The organism is Phragmitibacter flavus, assembly GCF_005780165.1.
Taxonomy (GTDB): Bacteria; Verrucomicrobiota; Verrucomicrobiia; order Verrucomicrobiales; family Verrucomicrobiaceae; genus Phragmitibacter; species Phragmitibacter flavus.
This window is the reverse complement of sequence record NZ_VAUV01000002.1, coordinates 259,600-275,764: the sequence shown is the minus strand read 5'-3', so window position 1 is coordinate 275,764 and position 16,165 is coordinate 259,600. Positions and strand designations below refer to the sequence as shown.

Below are 16,165 nucleotides of genomic sequence, written 5' to 3'. Positions count from 1 at the left end.
TGCCGCTCCGTCCCATTGCGGAATACTCAAACCGACAGACGAGTCCCCCTTTAATAAAGTAAGTAAGCAACTATGGCTAAAACGGTTCAAGAGCTTGATGCACCGGACATCGCCGCCCAGGCGGCGCTACACGCACAGGCGCACGACGAAGCCGTCACCGACATGATCGGTGAGAAACTCGTCATCAACATGGGACCATCGCACCCCGCCACCCACGGCGTTTTGCGACTCGTCCTCGAACTCGACGGCGAAATCATCACCAAAGCCGATCCCGACGTCGGCTTCCTGCATCGCGGCGACGAAAAAATCGCCGAGAACATGCACTACAATCAGTTCGTGCCCTACACCGACCGGCTCGACTACCTCGCCCCCCTCGCCAACAACGTCGCCTACGCCATGGCCGTTGAAAAACTCATGGGCTGGGAACTCCCCGCCCGTGGCAAAGCCCTGCGCGTCGTCTGCTGTGAAATGGCCCGCCTCTCATCGCACCTTCTGGGCGTCGGCGTTTTCGCCATGGACGTTGGTGCCATGTCGGTGTTCCTCTACACCTTCACCCAGCGTGAAACCATTTACAATTTGAGCGAGCAGCTCACCGGTGCCCGTTTTACCACCAGCTTCACCCGCGTCGGCGGCCACACCCGCGACATGAACGAGGCTTTCATCAGCGGACTCAAAAAATTCCTCAACGAACTCCCCGCCGTCATCGACGAAATCGACGCCCTGCTCTCCAAAAACCGCATCTTCATCGACCGCACCCAGGGCCTCGGCATCATCACCAAGGAAGACGCCATCTCCTTCGGCATCACCGGCCCCAACCTGCGCGCTTGCGGCATCGACTTCGATCTCCGCAAAGCCCATCCTTATCTCGACTACGAACAATACGAGTTCGACATCCCCATCGGCACCACCGGCGACTGCTACGACCGCTACCTCGTCCGTATGGAGGAAATGCGCCAGAGCATCCGCATCCTCAATCAGGTGCTCGCCAGCATCCCTTCCGGTCCCATCAACTACGAAGACCCCAAAAATCGCCTCCCAGGCAAGCAAAAGGTCCTCATGAAGATGGAGGAACTCATCCATCACTTCATCGTTGCCACCCAGGGTCTCGAAGCCCCCGTCGGCGAAGTCTACTTCGGAGCCGAAAACCCCAAAGGCGAACTTGGCTTCTACATTTGCAGCAAAGGCGGCGGCGTTCCCTACCGGATGAAAATCAGGAGCCCCTCGTTCGTCAACCTCAGCATCCTCTCCAAACTCCTGCCCGGACACATGGTCAGCGACGTGCCCTCCATCCTCGGCAGTCTCGACTTCGTCATGGGCGAGTGCGACCGGTAGTAAAACCTTTTTCTTTTTCAAGCGATCATGGCCCTCGAAGTCCCCACGGAACTGGAAGCAAAAATGGATGAAGTCATCACCCATTATCCCGTCTCCAAACGCAGCGCCGTGCTGCCGCTCCTCCACCTCATCCAGCACCACTTCCGCTACATCAGCGACGAAGCCGTTAACTGGGTCGCCCAAAAGCTCTCGCTCGAACCCATCCAGGTCCTCGAAGTCGTCACCTTTTATCCTGGATTCCGCCAGACCGCCCCAGGAAAATACCACGTCCGCGTCTGCCGCACCCTCTCCTGCGCCATGGCCGGCAGCTACGAATTGATGGAGTCTTTCTGCAAGGAGGCCAACATCGACCGCTCCCACGTCGACCATCATCACCCGATTGCCGTCAGTCCCGATGGCAAATACAGCATCGAATTTGCCGAATGCCTCGCCAGTTGTGGTTTCGCCCCCGTCTGCATGGTCGAAGACGACTTCTTCGAAGGCATCACTCCCGACAAAGCCCCCGAAGTTCTCGCGAGATACGAGTAACTCCCGCAACAAGGGACCGCGAAGTTTTACTTCGCTTCAAAGCCTCCGACCCAAATCCCCCTCCGCCAGCTGCACCTCATAAGCCAGCGTCTCCGGCGAAATCCACCCCGCGCCCAGCGCCCCGACAGTCTCCCACACCATCCCGTCGCCCGTGCAAACCCGCAGCGTAACCTGCTGCGCATACTTCGCTGCCAACCGCTCAATCACCCCATCAGCCGAGATCGAGTCATCTGAATAAAACACCTGCACGCCCTCCGCCTCTCTCTCATCCGACACCTTGCCACCGCGGCCATCAAACACCACCACCACCCGCTCCCCGGTCAGATCCTGCAACAGGCGCATTCGTTTTAGTAAACCCTCTCGCGCCAAGTATCGCTTTGCCGCCCGCACATGCAGTTGCCGCAACTCGGGCCATGCATGGATCACACTATGACCATCAACCAACAAAAAACGCATATCACCCTCAGCCATCGTAAAATGACGTTCCACCCGATCAGCCAATCCATCAAATCCTTCCAGTTCCTGATAATTTCCCCATCAGCGCAAAAAATCACCCCATCAGCGCCAAATAGCATTGACACCGCCCCGCATAAAAACCTAGCCTCTTACAAACAGGAGCGTTCTTATGCACATCACTATTCGTCGATATCAAATTCAACCCGGATCAACGAAAATGCTGGTCGAAGTCATACGGGAAAAATTCCTCCCTCTCATTCAGCAGACCCCCAACTTCGTGGCCTACTATGCCATCGACGAAGGCGACGGTGATGTCAGCGCGGTCAGCATTTTCGAAGACGAAAGCAGTGCGCTCGCCTCCAATGAACTCGCCGCCAAGTGGATCATGCAGAACCTGTCCAATCTGATCACGATGCCTCCCAAAATTATCTCCGGCGACGTGGTGGCTTCCACCGGCAATATCTACGCGACGACCTGAAGCGGGCCATGGTTTCTCATCATGCAGAACGCCCACTTCCTCGGGCTTCTGGAATGCAAAATTCCCGTCACCAAGCTTCTTCGACCAGCTTCCAGGAGCTGGCCATTCACATTTCTCGTTGAAATTCAACGTGTTAGAGGGCCACTGATTCACGAAAGGCACTTGGCCCACGTCATGCCCTAATTGAAAGGGGCGGACGCCATTGCTCGTTCTCCTCACCCCCAATCAACCAACCATCTACACAACACTTACATTATGGGCTTTCTCTCCTGGATTCTTCTCGGCCTCGTCGCAGGCGCCATCGCCAAACTCATCATGCCTGGTGATGACAAGGGCGGCTGTTTCATGACCATGCTTCTCGGCATCGTTGGTGCCATCGTCGGTGGCTGGATCGGCAGCCTTCTCGGATTCGGCACGGTTACGAACTTTGACTTCCGCTCGCTTTTCGTCGCCATCGTCGGCTCGCTGGTCCTCTTGGGCATCGGGCGCATGATTTTCAAGAGATAAATAAATCATCACACCCCCACGCACTTACCCTGCGTTCAACGAATCTAGAATCAAACCATGATTACTGAAGACACACCCAAACCCGCTGAACGATTGGTTCGCCGTCTCGTTGATGACGCCGAATCAGTTGCCCGTCGCGATCCCACCAAGGCGGTCGCTACCGCATTCGGAGTCGGCATCCTCCTTAACATCCTGCCCACCCGATTCATTGTCGGAACGGTGGCCGCCGTCGCCACAACCGTCATCCGTCCCACTTTGCTGACTCTCGGTGTCATCAAAGCATTCGAAATCTATCTGGACCAAACCAAAACCAACCAACCTAATCTTCCTCATGACTGACAACATCCCTGAATTTGAACAAGCCAGAGAGCTTGCCCACGACACCGCTGGAGAAATCGAAACCTTCGTGCGCGAAAATCCCGCCATCGCCGTCGCCGCTGCGGTCGGCATTGGCTGCGCCCTCGGCATCATCGCGAAGCTTCTGCTGGCGTCCCCGCCTCCTCCACCAAAACATCGTGCACTTCAAGTGCTCGAAGACATTCAGCATCGCCTCAGCGATCTCGTCGGCCCTGCCTACGAACGCGCCACCCACTTTGCTGAAGACGGTGCCGACGCCGTCAAAAAAGGGGTCCACTCGGTTCAAGGCATCCACCTGCCCAGCCGCGTTAAACGCTTTTTTGAATAACTGACAGCCTCCAAACGAATCTCCGCATTCGTAATCAACCTTCGCATGGACGACCTCCATGGGAAGGTTTTTTGCTTTTCCGGGATGCATCCATACCGACAAAAGACTTCCTCACTCCAAGTTGACGAAACCACTCCTGTCGCGTTCTATGTGAATAGCTTTTCTTAATCGCCGGACATGAAGCTCCCTTCCTTCATCAAAACCAAATCTAAGCCCAAACCGGCGTTCCCTTTTGCCCTCGTTAAACCCGAAATCGACCGGATTGAGAGCATTTTGGTCGAGCATGCCAAGTCATTTGATCCGGCCGTCGAAGGTTATATCCGCTACGTCTGCAAAACCTCCGGTAAACGCATCCGTCCCGCCCTCGCCGTCCTAGCTGGAGGTGCCACTGGTGGCGTGTCCGAAGACCATCACAAACTCTCCATCATCCTCGAATTCATCCACATCGCCTCGCTGGTGCACGATGACATCATGGATGGAGCCGCCATGCGCCGCGAAATGCCTACCGCCGCCGCGAAATGGGGCAACGCCCTCAGCGTTCTCCTCGGCGACAGTCTGTTCGCCTACGCCCTCGAGCTTGCCACCCAGTTCGAAGACCTGACCATCTGCCGTCATATTGCCGCCGCCTCGCGCGACGTCGCCACCGGCGAGATTCTTCAGACCCAACGCCGTTTCGACTTCAGCCTCAGCATGGCCGAATACTTCCGCATCATCGAGATGAAAACGGCCGCCCTCTTCGCCGTCGCGACCCAGCTCGGCACCCATCTCAACAAACAGCCCGAAGCCACCGTCGAAGCCATGCGCCAATACGGCCTCAAGCTCGGCACCGCCTATCAAATCTACGACGACTGCATTGATCTCGTCGGCGACGAAAAAGCCATCGGCAAAACCCTCGGCACCGACATTGCCAAAGGCAAACTCACCCTGCCGATGCTGTATCTCCTCCAGGACGCCAACGATTCCCAGCGCAGCAAACTTCAGCGCATGCTGCTCAAGGGCGAACCCATGGACACCAGCATCCTCGCTGGCATTGCCGATTACGCAGGTGCCATCGAACGCGCCATCAACCACGCCAAATCGCTACTCGTCGAAACCCGCGAGTGCCTGACCGTGCTTTCCCCTTCCGAACACCAGGAAGCCCTTCACGGCATCACCCTCTATTTGGACGACCTGCTCGACCAGTGCCGCAGTTCCGTTTAACTCAGTTGATTGGCCCACCCGCCACCAAAGGTTGCATTGCCCCTCCCATCATTGGCAGTCCCTTGTTGAGCGAAAGGAGCAACAACGTCGGTTTGCTGGAAAGCACCAGATCCTCCAAGGTATAACCATCAAGCACTCCAAGGAACGCCTCCGTCGCCTCGTGGAACACCCCTTTTAAACGGCATCCAGGAGTCAATCGGCAAAGATTGCTTCCCACACTGAAACACTCCGCAAGATTGAAATGCGTTTCTGTATGTCGGATCACATCACCGACCCGGATCTCCGCCGGCGGCATCCCCAGCCGGATTCCCCCACTCCGACCACGACGATTTTGTAAATATCCGAGTTTGCCCAGGTAATGAACGATCTTCACCAAATGATGCTGCGAGATCCGGTAAACAGCAGCCAGTTCTCCCAGAGTCACTTTTTCATCTTCCTTCGCGGCCGCATACATCAGCACACGCAGGGAGTAATCGCTAAACCGGCTAAGCTCCATGGATGGGGTGACAAATAAACTGGCAGTTTCTTCCGCAATCAGCAAAAACCCTCCTTCAGCCTGAAGGAAGCCATCACTTGAACAGCACGGAACACGCCAAGTCTGGCTGTGACTCAGCATTTGCGCCAGCGCGCGCGATGGATGCTCCGACCCATGCCCAGCCAATGCCGCTCAAACCCCGTCTGCGGATAGGGAAACGCCTCCTCATCCCACTCCAGCCGCTCAAACAACTCTTGCCCACTGGATTGATCCACTGCCAACGTGGACATCGACTCCATCGCGTTCTCGAAATACTCGGTGTCATCCGTTTTCAAAAGAAACTCGCCACCCACCTCAAGCACCCGATGCAGACCGTTTAGAAAATCGACCCGATTCACCAGCCGCCGTGCATGATGTTTTTTCTTCGGCCAAGGATCGGGGCACAGCAAATGCACCCGCGAAACCCCCGCCGTCGGCAACAACCACGCCACCGTGTAGGCCGTCTCCAGCCTCAAAACCTTGCCGTTCTTCAATCCTGATTCGCGTAGCTTTCTCACCGTGTTCTTCACCCGACCTTGCAACCTCTCCACCGCCAAAAAATTTCGATCAGGAAACAGGTCCGCCATCCCGGCAATGAAATGCCCCTCGCCACAGCCAAGATCTACTTCCAACGGAGCTTCTGCACTTGCAGGAAAAATCTCCTCCTTGCGCAATTCGCGAAAGTAGTGGTCTGGCGTGAACAAAAAATCGTCTGACATGGCAATGAGCGGGCCAAGTCTCAACACCCGGTGAGCGCGTCGGTCAAGCCTTCTTCGCCGCCTTCTTGGCACCCGCTCGCTTCTTCTTCTTCGGTTTCAATTCTTCCACCGCCGCCGCCAGTTCCTCGCCCATGTCCAACTCGATACCAAAAAGCCCGCTTAAGTCCCCTAGTTCGCCATCTGCAATTGCATCTAACGCCACCGCCTGTGCCGCCACGGTATCCCCAGCATTCGCAATCAACTCCGTGTGATCCACCCCACGCAACAAAAACAACAACTCCGGCTGATCATCCAACCGCGCCCCCACCCCATAAACCGCCGCCGCTGAATGTTTGCACAAATCCGCATAATCCGGGCACGAACAAATGAACTGAATTTCTCTTGGTTCAGGAAACAACCCCTCATGCTCATCCGTCACCGCCTCCATCACACTGGTCGGCAACTTCCCCTGCAACAAGCCCACCAGCGAAGCGATCTGACCCGAACAAGCCTTCTTCAAACTCTTCCACCGCCCAACTCCCAGCGGTTTGATGTTGATCCGCACCTCATACACTTCACTTCCGCTCACCAGCGCAAGAATGGCTCCCCGCTCCACCTTCAAATCGATCACCAACCCGTTCTTCACGTAGGTGCGCCCACGCGGCAGCCGGTGCTCATACTCCGCATACCGCTCCAGATTCCGATTCCATGCCTGCCCCCAAAAAGACGTCGCAATCTTCTGTCCCTTGCTCACCGCTGGCTGCAATGGGCCCTGCTTCGCCGCAATCTTCTTCGCAAGCTTCTCCGCCTTCTCCCGCCGCTTCGCGACGCTTTCGTAGCGCGGATACTCGTCAAAATATTCCCAGGACATATCCTTCCCCTCCCTCCTATACCGCGAGCGCTTCCGCATCCGTCGACTCAGGCGCATCAATCCAGCGGTCATGTTCCTTGATCAAATCGATCAAACGATTCACCGCCTCGTCCTCAGGAATGTTGTGTTTCACCGGCTGTTTGCCGACATACAAATTGATCTTCCCAGGCGCCCCACCCACATAGCCAAAATCGGCATCCGCCATCTCTCCAGGACCATTCACAATGCAGCCCATCACCGCAATGCGCACGCCTTTCAAATGGCCTGTCGCTGCGCGAATCCGCTGCGTCGTCGACTGCAAATTGAACAAGGTGCGGCCACAACTCGGACACGCCACATAGTCCGTCTTGAAAATCCGCGTCCCCGCCGCCTGCAAGATGTTATACGAAATCCTCAGAGACTGTCCCGGTGCCGACTCCCCCTGCACCAGCACCGCGTCCCCAATCCCATCGCAAAGCAACGATCCAATGTGCGTCGCCGCCGGCAGCAGCGCGTCAAGGAACTCTGAAGCTACTGCCCCCTCTTTATCCTTTAGCCTTTCGCCTTTATCCTTTCCAAAACTGTCTTTGAGCAAAATCGGATGCCGCGCCTCCACCTTCGCCGCCAGCAATCGGTAAGCCGCCACCACCGGCAAATTGATGCCATCCTTCACCGTCACCAACTTCACACCCGCCGCCGAATTGACCTCTTGAACCGCCGCATCATCCCGCGGATCAAGCGCCACCACGCCACTGTCTTCCACCACCACCTCCGGCTTGAAATCACCGAGCTTGTCAATTTTGTGCGCCAACGCATCCCACTTCGCGCGACTCGTGAAAACCGCCACCGTTTCATGCCCGCCCACCTTGATGCCATTCACCTTCAAAACCTCACTCGCCCGACGCTCGTAACTGAACGGATCATGCGCCACCGGCGGTGCATCCGCCACCCCTTCAAAGGTCGCCGGAATTCCATCGTTGTAGGGTTTGACCAACGCCTGGGCCACCGGAATCTCAAAAATCGCATCCTCGGTCAAACTCACCCGCACCGTATCACCAATCCCATCCGCCAAAAGTGAGCCTATTCCAATCGCACTTTTAATCCGCCCATCCTCGCCGTCCCCCGCCTCGGTCACGCCAAGGTGAATCGGATAATTCCAGTCGCCACCCAACCGGTTCAGATGGGCCACCAGCAAACGGTAGGCCTCAATCATCACCTTCGGATTGCTCGCCTTCATCGAGAACACGAAATTGTGATACCCCTCACGCCGTGCGATCCGCGCAAACTCCAGCGCACTCTCCACCATGCCATGCGGACTGTCGCCATAGCGGTTCATGATGCGATCCGACAACGATCCATGGTTCGTCCCGATCCGCATCGCCCGTCCCTTTTCCAAACACAACTTCACCAGCGGCACAAACTGATCTTCAATCGCCGCCACCTCTTCCGCATACTCTTCATCCGTATACTCACGCACCGCAAATTTCTTTTTGTCGACGTAGTTGCCAGGATTCACCCGCACCTTCTCCACCCACTTCGCCGCTTCCATCGCCGCATACGGCTGGAAATGAATGTCCGCAACCAGCGGCACATCACATCCCTGCGCCAGCAAACCCGCCTTGATGTGCTCAAGATTTGCCGCAATCACCCGCGTCTGCGCCGTGATGCGCACAATCTCGCATCCCCCCTGCGCCAGCTCCAGCGCCTGGGCAATGCATGCCTCCGCATCACGCGTGTCACTGGTCAACATCGACTGCACCCGGATCGGATTTTTCCCGCCAATCCCCACATGCCCCACCATCACCTCGCGCGTTTCACGACGGGCATAATGATAAAGATCCGGACAGTATTGAAGCAGAGAGGAGCGGTCGGACATAAGCGCGATGGGTTGCTTGCTGGAACACTAAACCTACGGATTTCCGGTCGAAGAGCGCTGCGCTGGCGGCAAAAACTTCGGCTCCACCGCCGACTCCGCTGCTTCTTTCTTACGTCCCACGCCCATGATGTCGCCAGTATCCTTGAAGCTCACAAACACCATGAAGCCCAGCAGCAACAGCACACACGCCGTCTGCAACACTTCCAACAACCGGATATTGATCGGCTTGCGACGAATCCACTCCAGAATGGCCATCACAATGTGACCGCCATCCAACACCGGAAACGGCAGCATGTTCAGAATCGCCAGGTTGATGTTCAGCACCACGCTGAACCAGATCACACTCAACCACGCATCCCAAAAATCCGGATTCTGGAACAGGCGGTAATACACATTTCCGATCCCAATAAACCCGCTCAAATGGCTCGCGCCGATGTCACTGCCACTACCCGGCATAAGCTTGCTCAACGTTTGAAAAATCGTCCGTGAAGCATCCCACAACTGATCCTGCGGCAAAGGATGCGCCAGCTTCCTCTCCCCATTCACATCCCAAATGATCCCAAGATTCAAAAAAGCCGTATCATCCAGATTCCAATCAGCCGGACGCTGATCCGGCGGACGCGGAGTCACCGTCGCCTCCAGCGTTGCATCCCCCCTCAAATAACCCAACTGCACCGGCTTGCCACTGCTCGCCTTCAACAACTCATTCAACCCCCCAATATTCCAGGCCTTCGCCCCATTCACGCTCACAATCTCATCTCCCTTCAACAAACCCGCCTCCTGCGCCGGGCTATTCGGCTGGTCATCCATAAACCCGCCCACCGTCAACTTCTGCACCGCACTGATGCCCACCTGTCTAAATGGCGGACGCGTAAAAATCGACTTCCACCAAGCCACTTCCACCTCAGCCTTCGGCTTCTCTGCCGCCACCGGCACCTTCACTTCGCCCTGACCAGGACGCTCCACCAAAAAATGAATCGTATCCCCCTCACTCGCCATAATCCCCCACACCACGCTGTCCACCATCCCACGCCAACTTTTTATAGGGCTGCCATCAATGCTCACGATCTTATCCCCTGGCAACAACCCCGCCCGATCCGCAGGACCATCCTTCAACACCCAGCCAATCGTCGTCACTTTCTCCCCCTCATACTCCGCCTTGCCGAAATGCCACACCAAACAGGCGAAAAACGCCGCCAGCAGGAAGCTGAAAAGAGGACCCGCAAATGCCACGATGATCTTGTCCAGCGGGGTGATCGGCGGCAACTGCTCCCGATCGGTCTCACCTGAACCTTCAATCGCATCCATCGGCGCCATCTGCGGCAGCATCACAAACCCGCCCGCCGGGATGCTCCCCAATCCATACTCCACTCCGTTGATTTTTTTCTTCCAGATCGGCTTACCAAACCAGATGTAAAACTTCTCCACCTTGAGTCCCCGCCACTTTGCCGCCAGGAAATGACCGAGCTCGTGAACGAGAATCATCAGGTTAAACACCATGACGACAAGAAACAAAATACCAATGAAGCGGAGTGCGTTGAGCAGGAAATCCATAAAAGGGAGGCAAGACTAGCATTGAAGATTGCCGTGCGCAAACGCGCACGATGCATCTTGGAACATCCACACCGCTTTTTGTTTGAATCCTGTCCACTTCAGGGCCACCAGTGCGGTAAATCTTGACCATGAAATTTCTGCTCACCCTCGCCATTTTCGTCCTCGCCCTCAGTTCCTGCGTTACCACACCCGAGCCAAATGCCGGTGCCGACTACCTCAGCGGGCTTGGCGGCCAGGTTCCCCAGAACCCCCAGCGCCTCGACGTAGCCGAACCCGTCTCCTATTGGGACGACGACGGTTCCTCCGGCCAGCCATGGGTGCTCGTCGACCTCAACAAACAAGTCGCCAAATTCCACCGAGGCAACCACGTCATCGGAGTCGCCGCCATCTCGTCCGGCACCCACGGACGCAACACCCCCGCCGGCAACTACAAAATCATCGAGAAAAAACGCGAACACTTCTCCAACCTTTACGGCCATGTCGAAGACGCCAGTGGTCGCATTGTCAATGACGACGCCACCCCCCGCTCATCCGTTCCCCCCGGTGGCAAATACGTTCCCGCCGCCATGCCTTACTGGATGCGACTCACCAACACAGGCGTCGGCATGCACCAGGGTTTCCTCCCCGGCTATCCCGCCAGTCACGGCTGCATCCGCATGGACCGCAACATCGTCCCCGTCTTCTACCAGCACGCCTTCGTCGGCATGCCAGTCACGGTCGTGCGATAAAGAACGTAGAAGGCTCGTCTCGAGCCTTGCATTCAGTTTTTATCCAGCCCCAATTGCTCCCGATGCCTCCCAATCGACGGAGCCAGCGTAAGCGCCCCACACTTGGTGCAATATAAACCTGAGGTTCCTCTCGACGGCTTCATGAACGTCAACCAGCCACCTTCGGGCGTCTTGACTTCCAGGCACGAACTGCCGAAAGCTGTCAGCAATGCATTCCACCATTTGCGATTCAACTCAGCAACCACCTGCACAGTAAGATCCCCACAAATGGGGCAATAGACAGGGTCCTTTTGCATAGCTAAAATTTTCCCCTCTCGCGGTGAGAAAGTCAATCCCCTCAAAACCTCTCCGCCGCCTTCAGCAACCCCGCCGCCTTGTGCTGCGTCTCCTCCCACTCCCGCTCCGGCACTGAGTCCGCCACGATCCCCGCCCCGGTATAAAACCGCATCCGATCCCCCTGCACCCATGCCGTGCGGATCACAATGTTAAATTGGCTGGTCCCATCAAAGCCAAAATACCCCATTGCCCCGGTGTAAATGCCACGCGGATTCGGCTCCAACTCCCCAATGATCTCCAGCGCCCGTTTCTTCGGTGCCCCGCTGATGCTTCCCCCTGGAAAACACTGCAACAATGCCTCCACATGATCCACCTCAGGCCGCAGTTCACCCTCCACCGTGGAAACCAGATGCTGAACCTGCGCATACCGCTCCAACTCGCACAAACCACTCACCTTCACGCTGCCAAATTCACAAACCCGACCCAGGTCGTTGCGCAACAAATCAGTAATCATCACCAACTCCGCCCGTTCTTTCGGTGACGCCAGCAAATCTGCCGCCTGTGACCAGTCAGACGCCGCATCCGCCCCTCGTGGCCTCGTCCCCTTGATCGGCCGCGTCACCACTCGCCGACCCTCCATCGTCAAAAAACACTCCGGCGAAGCACAACAAATTTGCACCCCGTCCAGATCATAAAAAGCGGAATGCGGTGCCGGCGAAACCGCCCTCAACCGCTCGTAAAATCCCCACGCGTCCCGCCCCTCGGGCCACATCGCCTCCCACGGATACGACAAGTTCACCTGATAAATGTCCCCAGCCGCAATGTATTCCAACGCCCTCTCCACCCGACCACAAAAATCCGACTTCTCCATCAAGGGCCCGAACTTCAATCGCCCTTCCAAACCACCCTCAGTTTCATCATCACCGCCCCCCCCTAACTCCGGTGCTTCCCCACACCAGACCTGCCGGGCATGATCAAAAACATAAGTCCGGTCATACACCCCAAAAACAAACGCTCCATCAAATCCCACCCAGCCAAACAATCCGCCCGGCTCCCCTTTCCTCTCTTTCAACAACCGCTTCAAGCCGTCGGCATCCTCCATCAACCTTCCGCGCAAAATTGACTCCGGCTCGACCGCAATCATTGACCGCCCCTGCTCACCACTGCGCATCGAGCTGTCCAAAAACGCCAATCCCTCGCGACCACGCCAGCTCGCCGCCACCTGCACTGGGGCAGGAAACGCAGCAGCCACCGGAAGCTGGGCCGACAACACCGTCATTCAATGAATAAAGTTCCCCGCAAGAGTGCGGTCAGAACCCCATCACGCAAGCACATTCCCATTAAAGGGACCGCGAAGTTTCACTTCGCATCATCCCCACTCCACCACTCGCCGCCAACTACGAACTAAGAACCAAGAACCAAGAACCAAGAACTCCCCCCCATCACTTCACCACCTTGCACAGATGCGTCTTCGTCCTCACAAACAACGCCCCATCCGCCACCGCAGGCGACGCCGTCACCGGCTCACTGAACTTGTTCTGCGCCAGCACTTTGAACTCCGGACCCGCCGCCACCACCGTCCCAAACCCCGCATCACTGAAAAAATACAAGCGCTCCTTCGTCGCCAGCGGTGCCGAGATGAACTTGCCCGGTGACACCCGTTCACTCCAAATATCCTCCCCCGTTTTCATGTCAACGCACATCCCCACCCCGGAACCCGACACCTGAAACAAATACCCGTTGATCGACAGTGGACTCGACAAATCCGAATTCCTCCGGTCCCGATCCCACAACACATGCGACTTCGTCACGTCCCCCTTGGTCGTTTCATCGAGCTTCACCGCGATCAAATGCGCGCCCCCCGATCCCGTGTTCACATAAGCCACCCCATCCCGCACCACCGGACGCGACGACGCATTGTATTCCTCGTGGGTGATCGTCCAAATTTCCTTCCCCGTCAGCGCCTCATAACCAAACGCCGCCCTTGACCCCACCGACAGCAACTGGTCCACCTCCCCCACTTTTGCAAACGTCGGCGTCCCATAAGCCTTGCGATAATCCCCCTCCAACAACGGCTTGCCATCCGGTCCCAGATCTTTGTAATCCGTGCTCCGATTCGTCAACCAAACCGTCTCGCCCGTCTTCTTGTTGAGCGCCGTCAAAAAATGCTTGTCGATCCCGTCAAACGTCAGAACCAGCAAATCCCCAAACAACGCCGGAGACGATCCCGGTCCCCGAAAATGCCGCGCATTGATGTCGCGACGCTCCCAAACCTTCTCCGCCGTCAACGGATCAAGCCGCGCCGTTCCGTAAGTGCCAAAATGCACATACACCGCATCCTCCTCCAGCACACACGAAGGTGCCGCATAATTGTTCAACGGATTCCCCAAATCCTCCGGTGCCTCATTCTCAAAAACCAGCTTGTGATGCACCACCTTGCCATCATGCCGGTTGATCGCATAAACATACATCTTCTTCCCGTCCTTGGTCGCCGACGTAAACCACACCAGATCTCCCCCGATCACCGGCGAACAATGCCCCTCGCCCTCATAAGCCGTCCTCCACTCGATCCCCTTCCCACTCGCCTCATCCCACTCCAGGGGCAACTTTTCCGCCTCAGCCTCCGGCACGATGCTGTCCCGCGTTGGGCCCTGTTTGTCCGGCCAGAACAACGGCTTCGTCGCAAGTTGGGCAAAGCCGCCAAACGGCACCATGGCGATCACAAGAGCAGGAAGAATACGGAACATAAGAAAACAAAATATTACCCAGCAAACCATGCAATACGGTTGCCGGTCAAGTAAACGCCGTCACCCTTCCAACACTTTCCAAGCCTTGCCGAAGTTTTGATTCCGAAACGACCATCATTCCGCCGACAGATTCCCCAACTTGGGCACGTATCCTTCTAACCCCCGTCACGCCCTTCCTCTTCTCCGAGACATCACGCCCTATCCATGACACCTCGCCAAAGTTCAAGCTCCAGTTCCAGCTCCCGCAGCCTCTCCCGCCGACATTTCCTTCGTGGCGCAGGCGTCGCCCTCGGCCTCCCTTGGCTTGAATCTGTCAACGCCTGGGGCAGCACCGTCCAAGGTAAAGCCGGAGCCGCAGCCGCTACCGGAGCCCCACGCCGCTTCGCCGCGATGTTCATGGGCAATGGCGTCAACCCGCACCACTGGGGTGCCACCAACGGAGCCAATGGTCTCGATCTGATGAAGACCCTCAGCCCCCTTGAACCCATCAAGGACAAGCTTCTCGTCTTCAAAGGCCTGTGGAATCCCACCACCGTCATGGGACCCGGCGGGCACTACCCGAAGATGAACCTCCTCTCCGGACTCACCGTCAAACAAACCACCACCGACGTCCAGGTGGGCACCACCATGGACCAGTTGATGGCCCAACAAATCGGCAAACACACCCCCGCCTCCAGCATCGTCCTAGGCACCGAAGGCCCACGCTACAGCACCGACAGCGGATTCACCTCCATCTACTCCGCCTACATCTCCTGGAGCAGCCCCACCACCCCGGCCCCGAAGGAAATCTATCCCCAACAAGCCTTCGACCAGCTCTTCGACGACGGCTCCAAACGACGCCGCGACAAAAGCGTGCTCGACACCGTCCTCAGCGATGCCAACAGCCTGCGTGGCAAGGTCAGCGGCCGCGACGCCCACAAGCTCGACGAATATTTTACCTCTGTCCGCGAACTCGAACAACGCATCGAGAAAGCCGACCAGTTTAGCAAAGCCAACACCAACGGCCACGGCTGGCAGCCCACCGTCACCGCCCCCACCTTTGCCCGACCCGAAGCCGGCATCCCCGCCGATGTGCGCGATCACCTCAAGCTCCAGCTCGACATCATGGTCCTCGCGTTTCAGATGGACCGCACCCGCATCGCCACCATGATGCTCAACAACGACCTGTCCGGCATGAACTTCGGCTTCCTTGGCAACATCAAAGGCGGCCAGCACGAACTCTCCCACCACGCCAATGATCCCGAGCGCCTCGACATGTATCAGCGCGTCAATCAATACCACATGCAGCTGCTCTCCGAGACCCTGCAAAAAATGGACGGCACCAACGAAGGCGAGCGTTCCCTCCTCGACAACAGCATGATCATGTTTTGCTCCAGCCTTTGGGACGGCAACGCTCACGATTCCAAGCAGCTCCCCATCCTCCTTGCCGGCGGCGGCGGCGGCACCATCAAAGGCAACCGCATGCTCGACTACAGCAAAAACGAAAACCGCAAACTCTGCCGTCTTCACCTCGCCGTCATGGACCGCATGGGAGTCAAAATGAACCAGTTCGGCGATGCCGATACGGCGTTGACCGACCTCGCGTAACTCCGACTTCCAGTCTGTGCGTGCGACAGACATCCAGTCTGTCATCTCGAGATTCGTCCTCCGTTCCGATTCCCCGCGATGATGCCTCATCATTGTCCGCTGCCGACACTTCCAGGCTCCAACCCTATTCTCTCGAATTAGCGCATCCC

17 protein-coding genes are annotated in these 16,165 nt (G+C 57.0%); 9 read left to right on the top strand and 8 right to left on the bottom strand.

Features of this window, described 5'->3' with window-relative positions:
• The first annotated feature begins 72 nt into the window (after positions 1 to 72).
• Both nuoD and FEM03_RS03185 read left to right on the top strand, forming a co-directional pair.
• Positions 73 to 1,332: an NADH dehydrogenase (quinone) subunit D gene (nuoD, locus tag FEM03_RS03190; protein ID WP_138084732.1), complete on the top strand. Its 1,260-nt coding sequence runs from the start codon at positions 73 to 75 to the stop codon at positions 1,330 to 1,332.
• Between the two features lie 27 nt (positions 1,333 to 1,359).
• A complete protein-coding gene (locus FEM03_RS03185) occupies positions 1,360 to 1,860 on the top strand; it encodes an NADH-quinone oxidoreductase subunit NuoE family protein (RefSeq protein WP_138084731.1) in 501 nt (166 codons plus the stop codon).
• 36 nt (positions 1,861 to 1,896) lie between these two features.
• Here the strand turns inward: FEM03_RS03185 and FEM03_RS03180 are convergent, their stop codons facing one another.
• On the bottom strand, positions 1,897 to 2,316 hold the full coding sequence (locus FEM03_RS03180) for an NYN domain-containing protein (protein ID WP_240772650.1): 420 nt from the start codon (positions 2,314 to 2,316) through the stop codon (positions 1,897 to 1,899).
• A gap of 217 nt (positions 2,317 to 2,533) precedes the next feature.
• Between FEM03_RS03180 and FEM03_RS03175 the strand changes: the two genes are divergently transcribed.
• The 5 genes from FEM03_RS03175 to FEM03_RS03155 all read left to right on the top strand — a co-directional run bounded on the left by FEM03_RS03175 (position 2,534) and on the right by FEM03_RS03155 (position 5,186).
• On the top strand, positions 2,534 to 2,794 hold the full coding sequence (locus FEM03_RS03175) for a hypothetical protein (RefSeq protein WP_138084729.1): 261 nt from the start codon (positions 2,534 to 2,536) through the stop codon (positions 2,792 to 2,794).
• Between the two features lie 255 nt (positions 2,795 to 3,049).
• A complete protein-coding gene (locus FEM03_RS03170; RefSeq protein WP_138084728.1) occupies positions 3,050 to 3,301 on the top strand; it encodes a GlsB/YeaQ/YmgE family stress response membrane protein in 252 nt (83 codons plus the stop codon).
• A 57-nt stretch (positions 3,302 to 3,358) separates the two neighbouring features.
• Positions 3,359 to 3,640 (top strand): hypothetical protein, encoded by a 282-nt coding sequence (locus FEM03_RS03165; protein ID WP_138084727.1) that lies wholly within the window; start codon positions 3,359 to 3,361, stop codon positions 3,638 to 3,640.
• The gene (locus tag FEM03_RS03160) at positions 3,633 to 3,986 is read left to right on the top strand and encodes a hypothetical protein (RefSeq protein WP_138084726.1); all 354 of its coding nucleotides are present in this window, start codon (positions 3,633 to 3,635) and stop codon (positions 3,984 to 3,986) included. Before FEM03_RS03165 ends, FEM03_RS03160 begins: the two co-directional genes overlap by 8 nt.
• Positions 3,987 to 4,163: 177 nt before the next feature.
• A complete protein-coding gene (locus FEM03_RS03155) occupies positions 4,164 to 5,186 on the top strand; it encodes a polyprenyl synthetase family protein (protein ID WP_138084725.1) in 1,023 nt (340 codons plus the stop codon).
• 1 nt (position 5,187) lies between these two features.
• On the opposite strand, the gene FEM03_RS03150 is transcribed toward FEM03_RS03155, so the two are convergent.
• The 5 genes from FEM03_RS03150 to rseP form a co-directional block, all read right to left on the bottom strand.
• Entirely contained in the window at positions 5,188 to 5,682 is a 495-nt protein-coding gene (locus FEM03_RS03150; RefSeq protein ID WP_138084724.1) for an Rrf2 family transcriptional regulator, read from the bottom strand.
• A gap of 113 nt (positions 5,683 to 5,795) precedes the next feature.
• Positions 5,796 to 6,419, bottom strand: a complete 624-nt coding sequence (trmB, locus tag FEM03_RS03145) for a tRNA (guanine(46)-N(7))-methyltransferase TrmB (protein WP_138084723.1) — start codon at positions 6,417 to 6,419, stop codon at positions 5,796 to 5,798.
• Positions 6,420 to 6,462: 43 nt separating this feature from the next.
• Entirely contained in the window at positions 6,463 to 7,269 is an 807-nt protein-coding gene (locus FEM03_RS03140; RefSeq protein WP_138084722.1) for an SWIM zinc finger family protein, read from the bottom strand.
• A gap of 16 nt (positions 7,270 to 7,285) precedes the next feature.
• Positions 7,286 to 9,124, bottom strand: a complete 1,839-nt coding sequence (gene ispG / locus FEM03_RS03135) for a (E)-4-hydroxy-3-methylbut-2-enyl-diphosphate synthase (protein ID WP_138084721.1) — start codon at positions 9,122 to 9,124, stop codon at positions 7,286 to 7,288.
• A gap of 33 nt (positions 9,125 to 9,157) precedes the next feature.
• Positions 9,158 to 10,678 carry an RIP metalloprotease RseP gene (gene rseP / locus FEM03_RS03130; RefSeq protein WP_138084720.1) on the bottom strand — a complete coding sequence of 507 codons (1,521 nt, stop codon included), beginning with the start codon at positions 10,676 to 10,678 and terminating at the stop codon, positions 9,158 to 9,160.
• A 128-nt stretch (positions 10,679 to 10,806) separates the two neighbouring features.
• Between rseP and FEM03_RS03125 the strand changes: the two genes are divergently transcribed.
• Positions 10,807 to 11,406 (top strand): L,D-transpeptidase family protein, encoded by a 600-nt coding sequence (locus FEM03_RS03125; RefSeq protein ID WP_138084719.1) that lies wholly within the window; start codon positions 10,807 to 10,809, stop codon positions 11,404 to 11,406.
• Between the two features lie 337 nt (positions 11,407 to 11,743).
• Here FEM03_RS03125 and FEM03_RS03120 read toward each other — a convergent pair whose 3' ends face one another.
• Together FEM03_RS03120 and FEM03_RS03115 are read right to left on the bottom strand one after the other, a co-directional pair.
• Positions 11,744 to 12,961 carry an anthranilate synthase component I family protein gene (locus FEM03_RS03120; protein ID WP_138084718.1) on the bottom strand — a complete coding sequence of 406 codons (1,218 nt, stop codon included), beginning with the start codon at positions 12,959 to 12,961 and terminating at the stop codon, positions 11,744 to 11,746.
• A gap of 163 nt (positions 12,962 to 13,124) precedes the next feature.
• Positions 13,125 to 14,429 carry an outer membrane protein assembly factor BamB family protein gene (locus FEM03_RS03115; protein ID WP_138084717.1) on the bottom strand — a complete coding sequence of 435 codons (1,305 nt, stop codon included), beginning with the start codon at positions 14,427 to 14,429 and terminating at the stop codon, positions 13,125 to 13,127.
• A gap of 204 nt (positions 14,430 to 14,633) precedes the next feature.
• Here FEM03_RS03115 and FEM03_RS03110 point away from each other — a divergent pair, with 204 nt between their 5' ends.
• Positions 14,634 to 16,016 (top strand): DUF1552 domain-containing protein, encoded by a 1,383-nt coding sequence (locus FEM03_RS03110; protein WP_138084716.1) that lies wholly within the window; start codon positions 14,634 to 14,636, stop codon positions 16,014 to 16,016.
• Positions 16,017 to 16,165 lie beyond the last annotated feature (149 nt).

Excerpts from the sequence above, each read along its gene's own strand:
- FEM03_RS03170 (WP_138084728.1), top strand. The coding sequence starts at position 3,050 with ATGGGCTTTCTCTCCTGGATTCTTCTCGGCCTCGTCGCAGGCGCCATC.
- FEM03_RS03115 (WP_138084717.1), bottom strand. The coding sequence starts at position 14,429 with ATGTTCCGTATTCTTCCTGCTCTTGTGATCGCCATGGTGCCGTTTGGC.
- FEM03_RS03185 (WP_138084731.1), top strand. The coding sequence starts at position 1,360 with ATGGCCCTCGAAGTCCCCACGGAACTGGAAGCAAAAATGGATGAAGTC.
- FEM03_RS03140 (WP_138084722.1), bottom strand. The coding sequence starts at position 7,269 with ATGTCCTGGGAATATTTTGACGAGTATCCGCGCTACGAAAGCGTCGCG.
- FEM03_RS03165 (WP_138084727.1), top strand. The coding sequence starts at position 3,359 with ATGATTACTGAAGACACACCCAAACCCGCTGAACGATTGGTTCGCCGT.
- FEM03_RS03150 (WP_138084724.1), bottom strand. The coding sequence starts at position 5,682 with ATGGAGCTTAGCCGGTTTAGCGATTACTCCCTGCGTGTGCTGATGTAT.
- FEM03_RS03180 (WP_240772650.1), bottom strand. The coding sequence starts at position 2,316 with ATGCGTTTTTTGTTGGTTGATGGTCATAGTGTGATCCATGCATGGCCC.
- FEM03_RS03160 (WP_138084726.1), top strand. The coding sequence starts at position 3,633 with ATGACTGACAACATCCCTGAATTTGAACAAGCCAGAGAGCTTGCCCAC.
- rseP (WP_138084720.1), bottom strand. The coding sequence starts at position 10,678 with ATGGATTTCCTGCTCAACGCACTCCGCTTCATTGGTATTTTGTTTCTT.
- FEM03_RS03125 (WP_138084719.1), top strand. The coding sequence starts at position 10,807 with ATGAAATTTCTGCTCACCCTCGCCATTTTCGTCCTCGCCCTCAGTTCC.
- FEM03_RS03110 (WP_138084716.1), top strand. The coding sequence starts at position 14,634 with ATGACACCTCGCCAAAGTTCAAGCTCCAGTTCCAGCTCCCGCAGCCTC.
- nuoD (WP_138084732.1), top strand. The coding sequence starts at position 73 with ATGGCTAAAACGGTTCAAGAGCTTGATGCACCGGACATCGCCGCCCAG.
- ispG (WP_138084721.1), bottom strand. The coding sequence starts at position 9,124 with ATGTCCGACCGCTCCTCTCTGCTTCAATACTGTCCGGATCTTTATCAT.
- trmB (WP_138084723.1), bottom strand. The coding sequence starts at position 6,419 with ATGTCAGACGATTTTTTGTTCACGCCAGACCACTACTTTCGCGAATTG.
- FEM03_RS03155 (WP_138084725.1), top strand. The coding sequence starts at position 4,164 with ATGAAGCTCCCTTCCTTCATCAAAACCAAATCTAAGCCCAAACCGGCG.
- FEM03_RS03175 (WP_138084729.1), top strand. The coding sequence starts at position 2,534 with ATGCTGGTCGAAGTCATACGGGAAAAATTCCTCCCTCTCATTCAGCAG.
- FEM03_RS03120 (WP_138084718.1), bottom strand. The coding sequence starts at position 12,961 with ATGACGGTGTTGTCGGCCCAGCTTCCGGTGGCTGCTGCGTTTCCTGCC.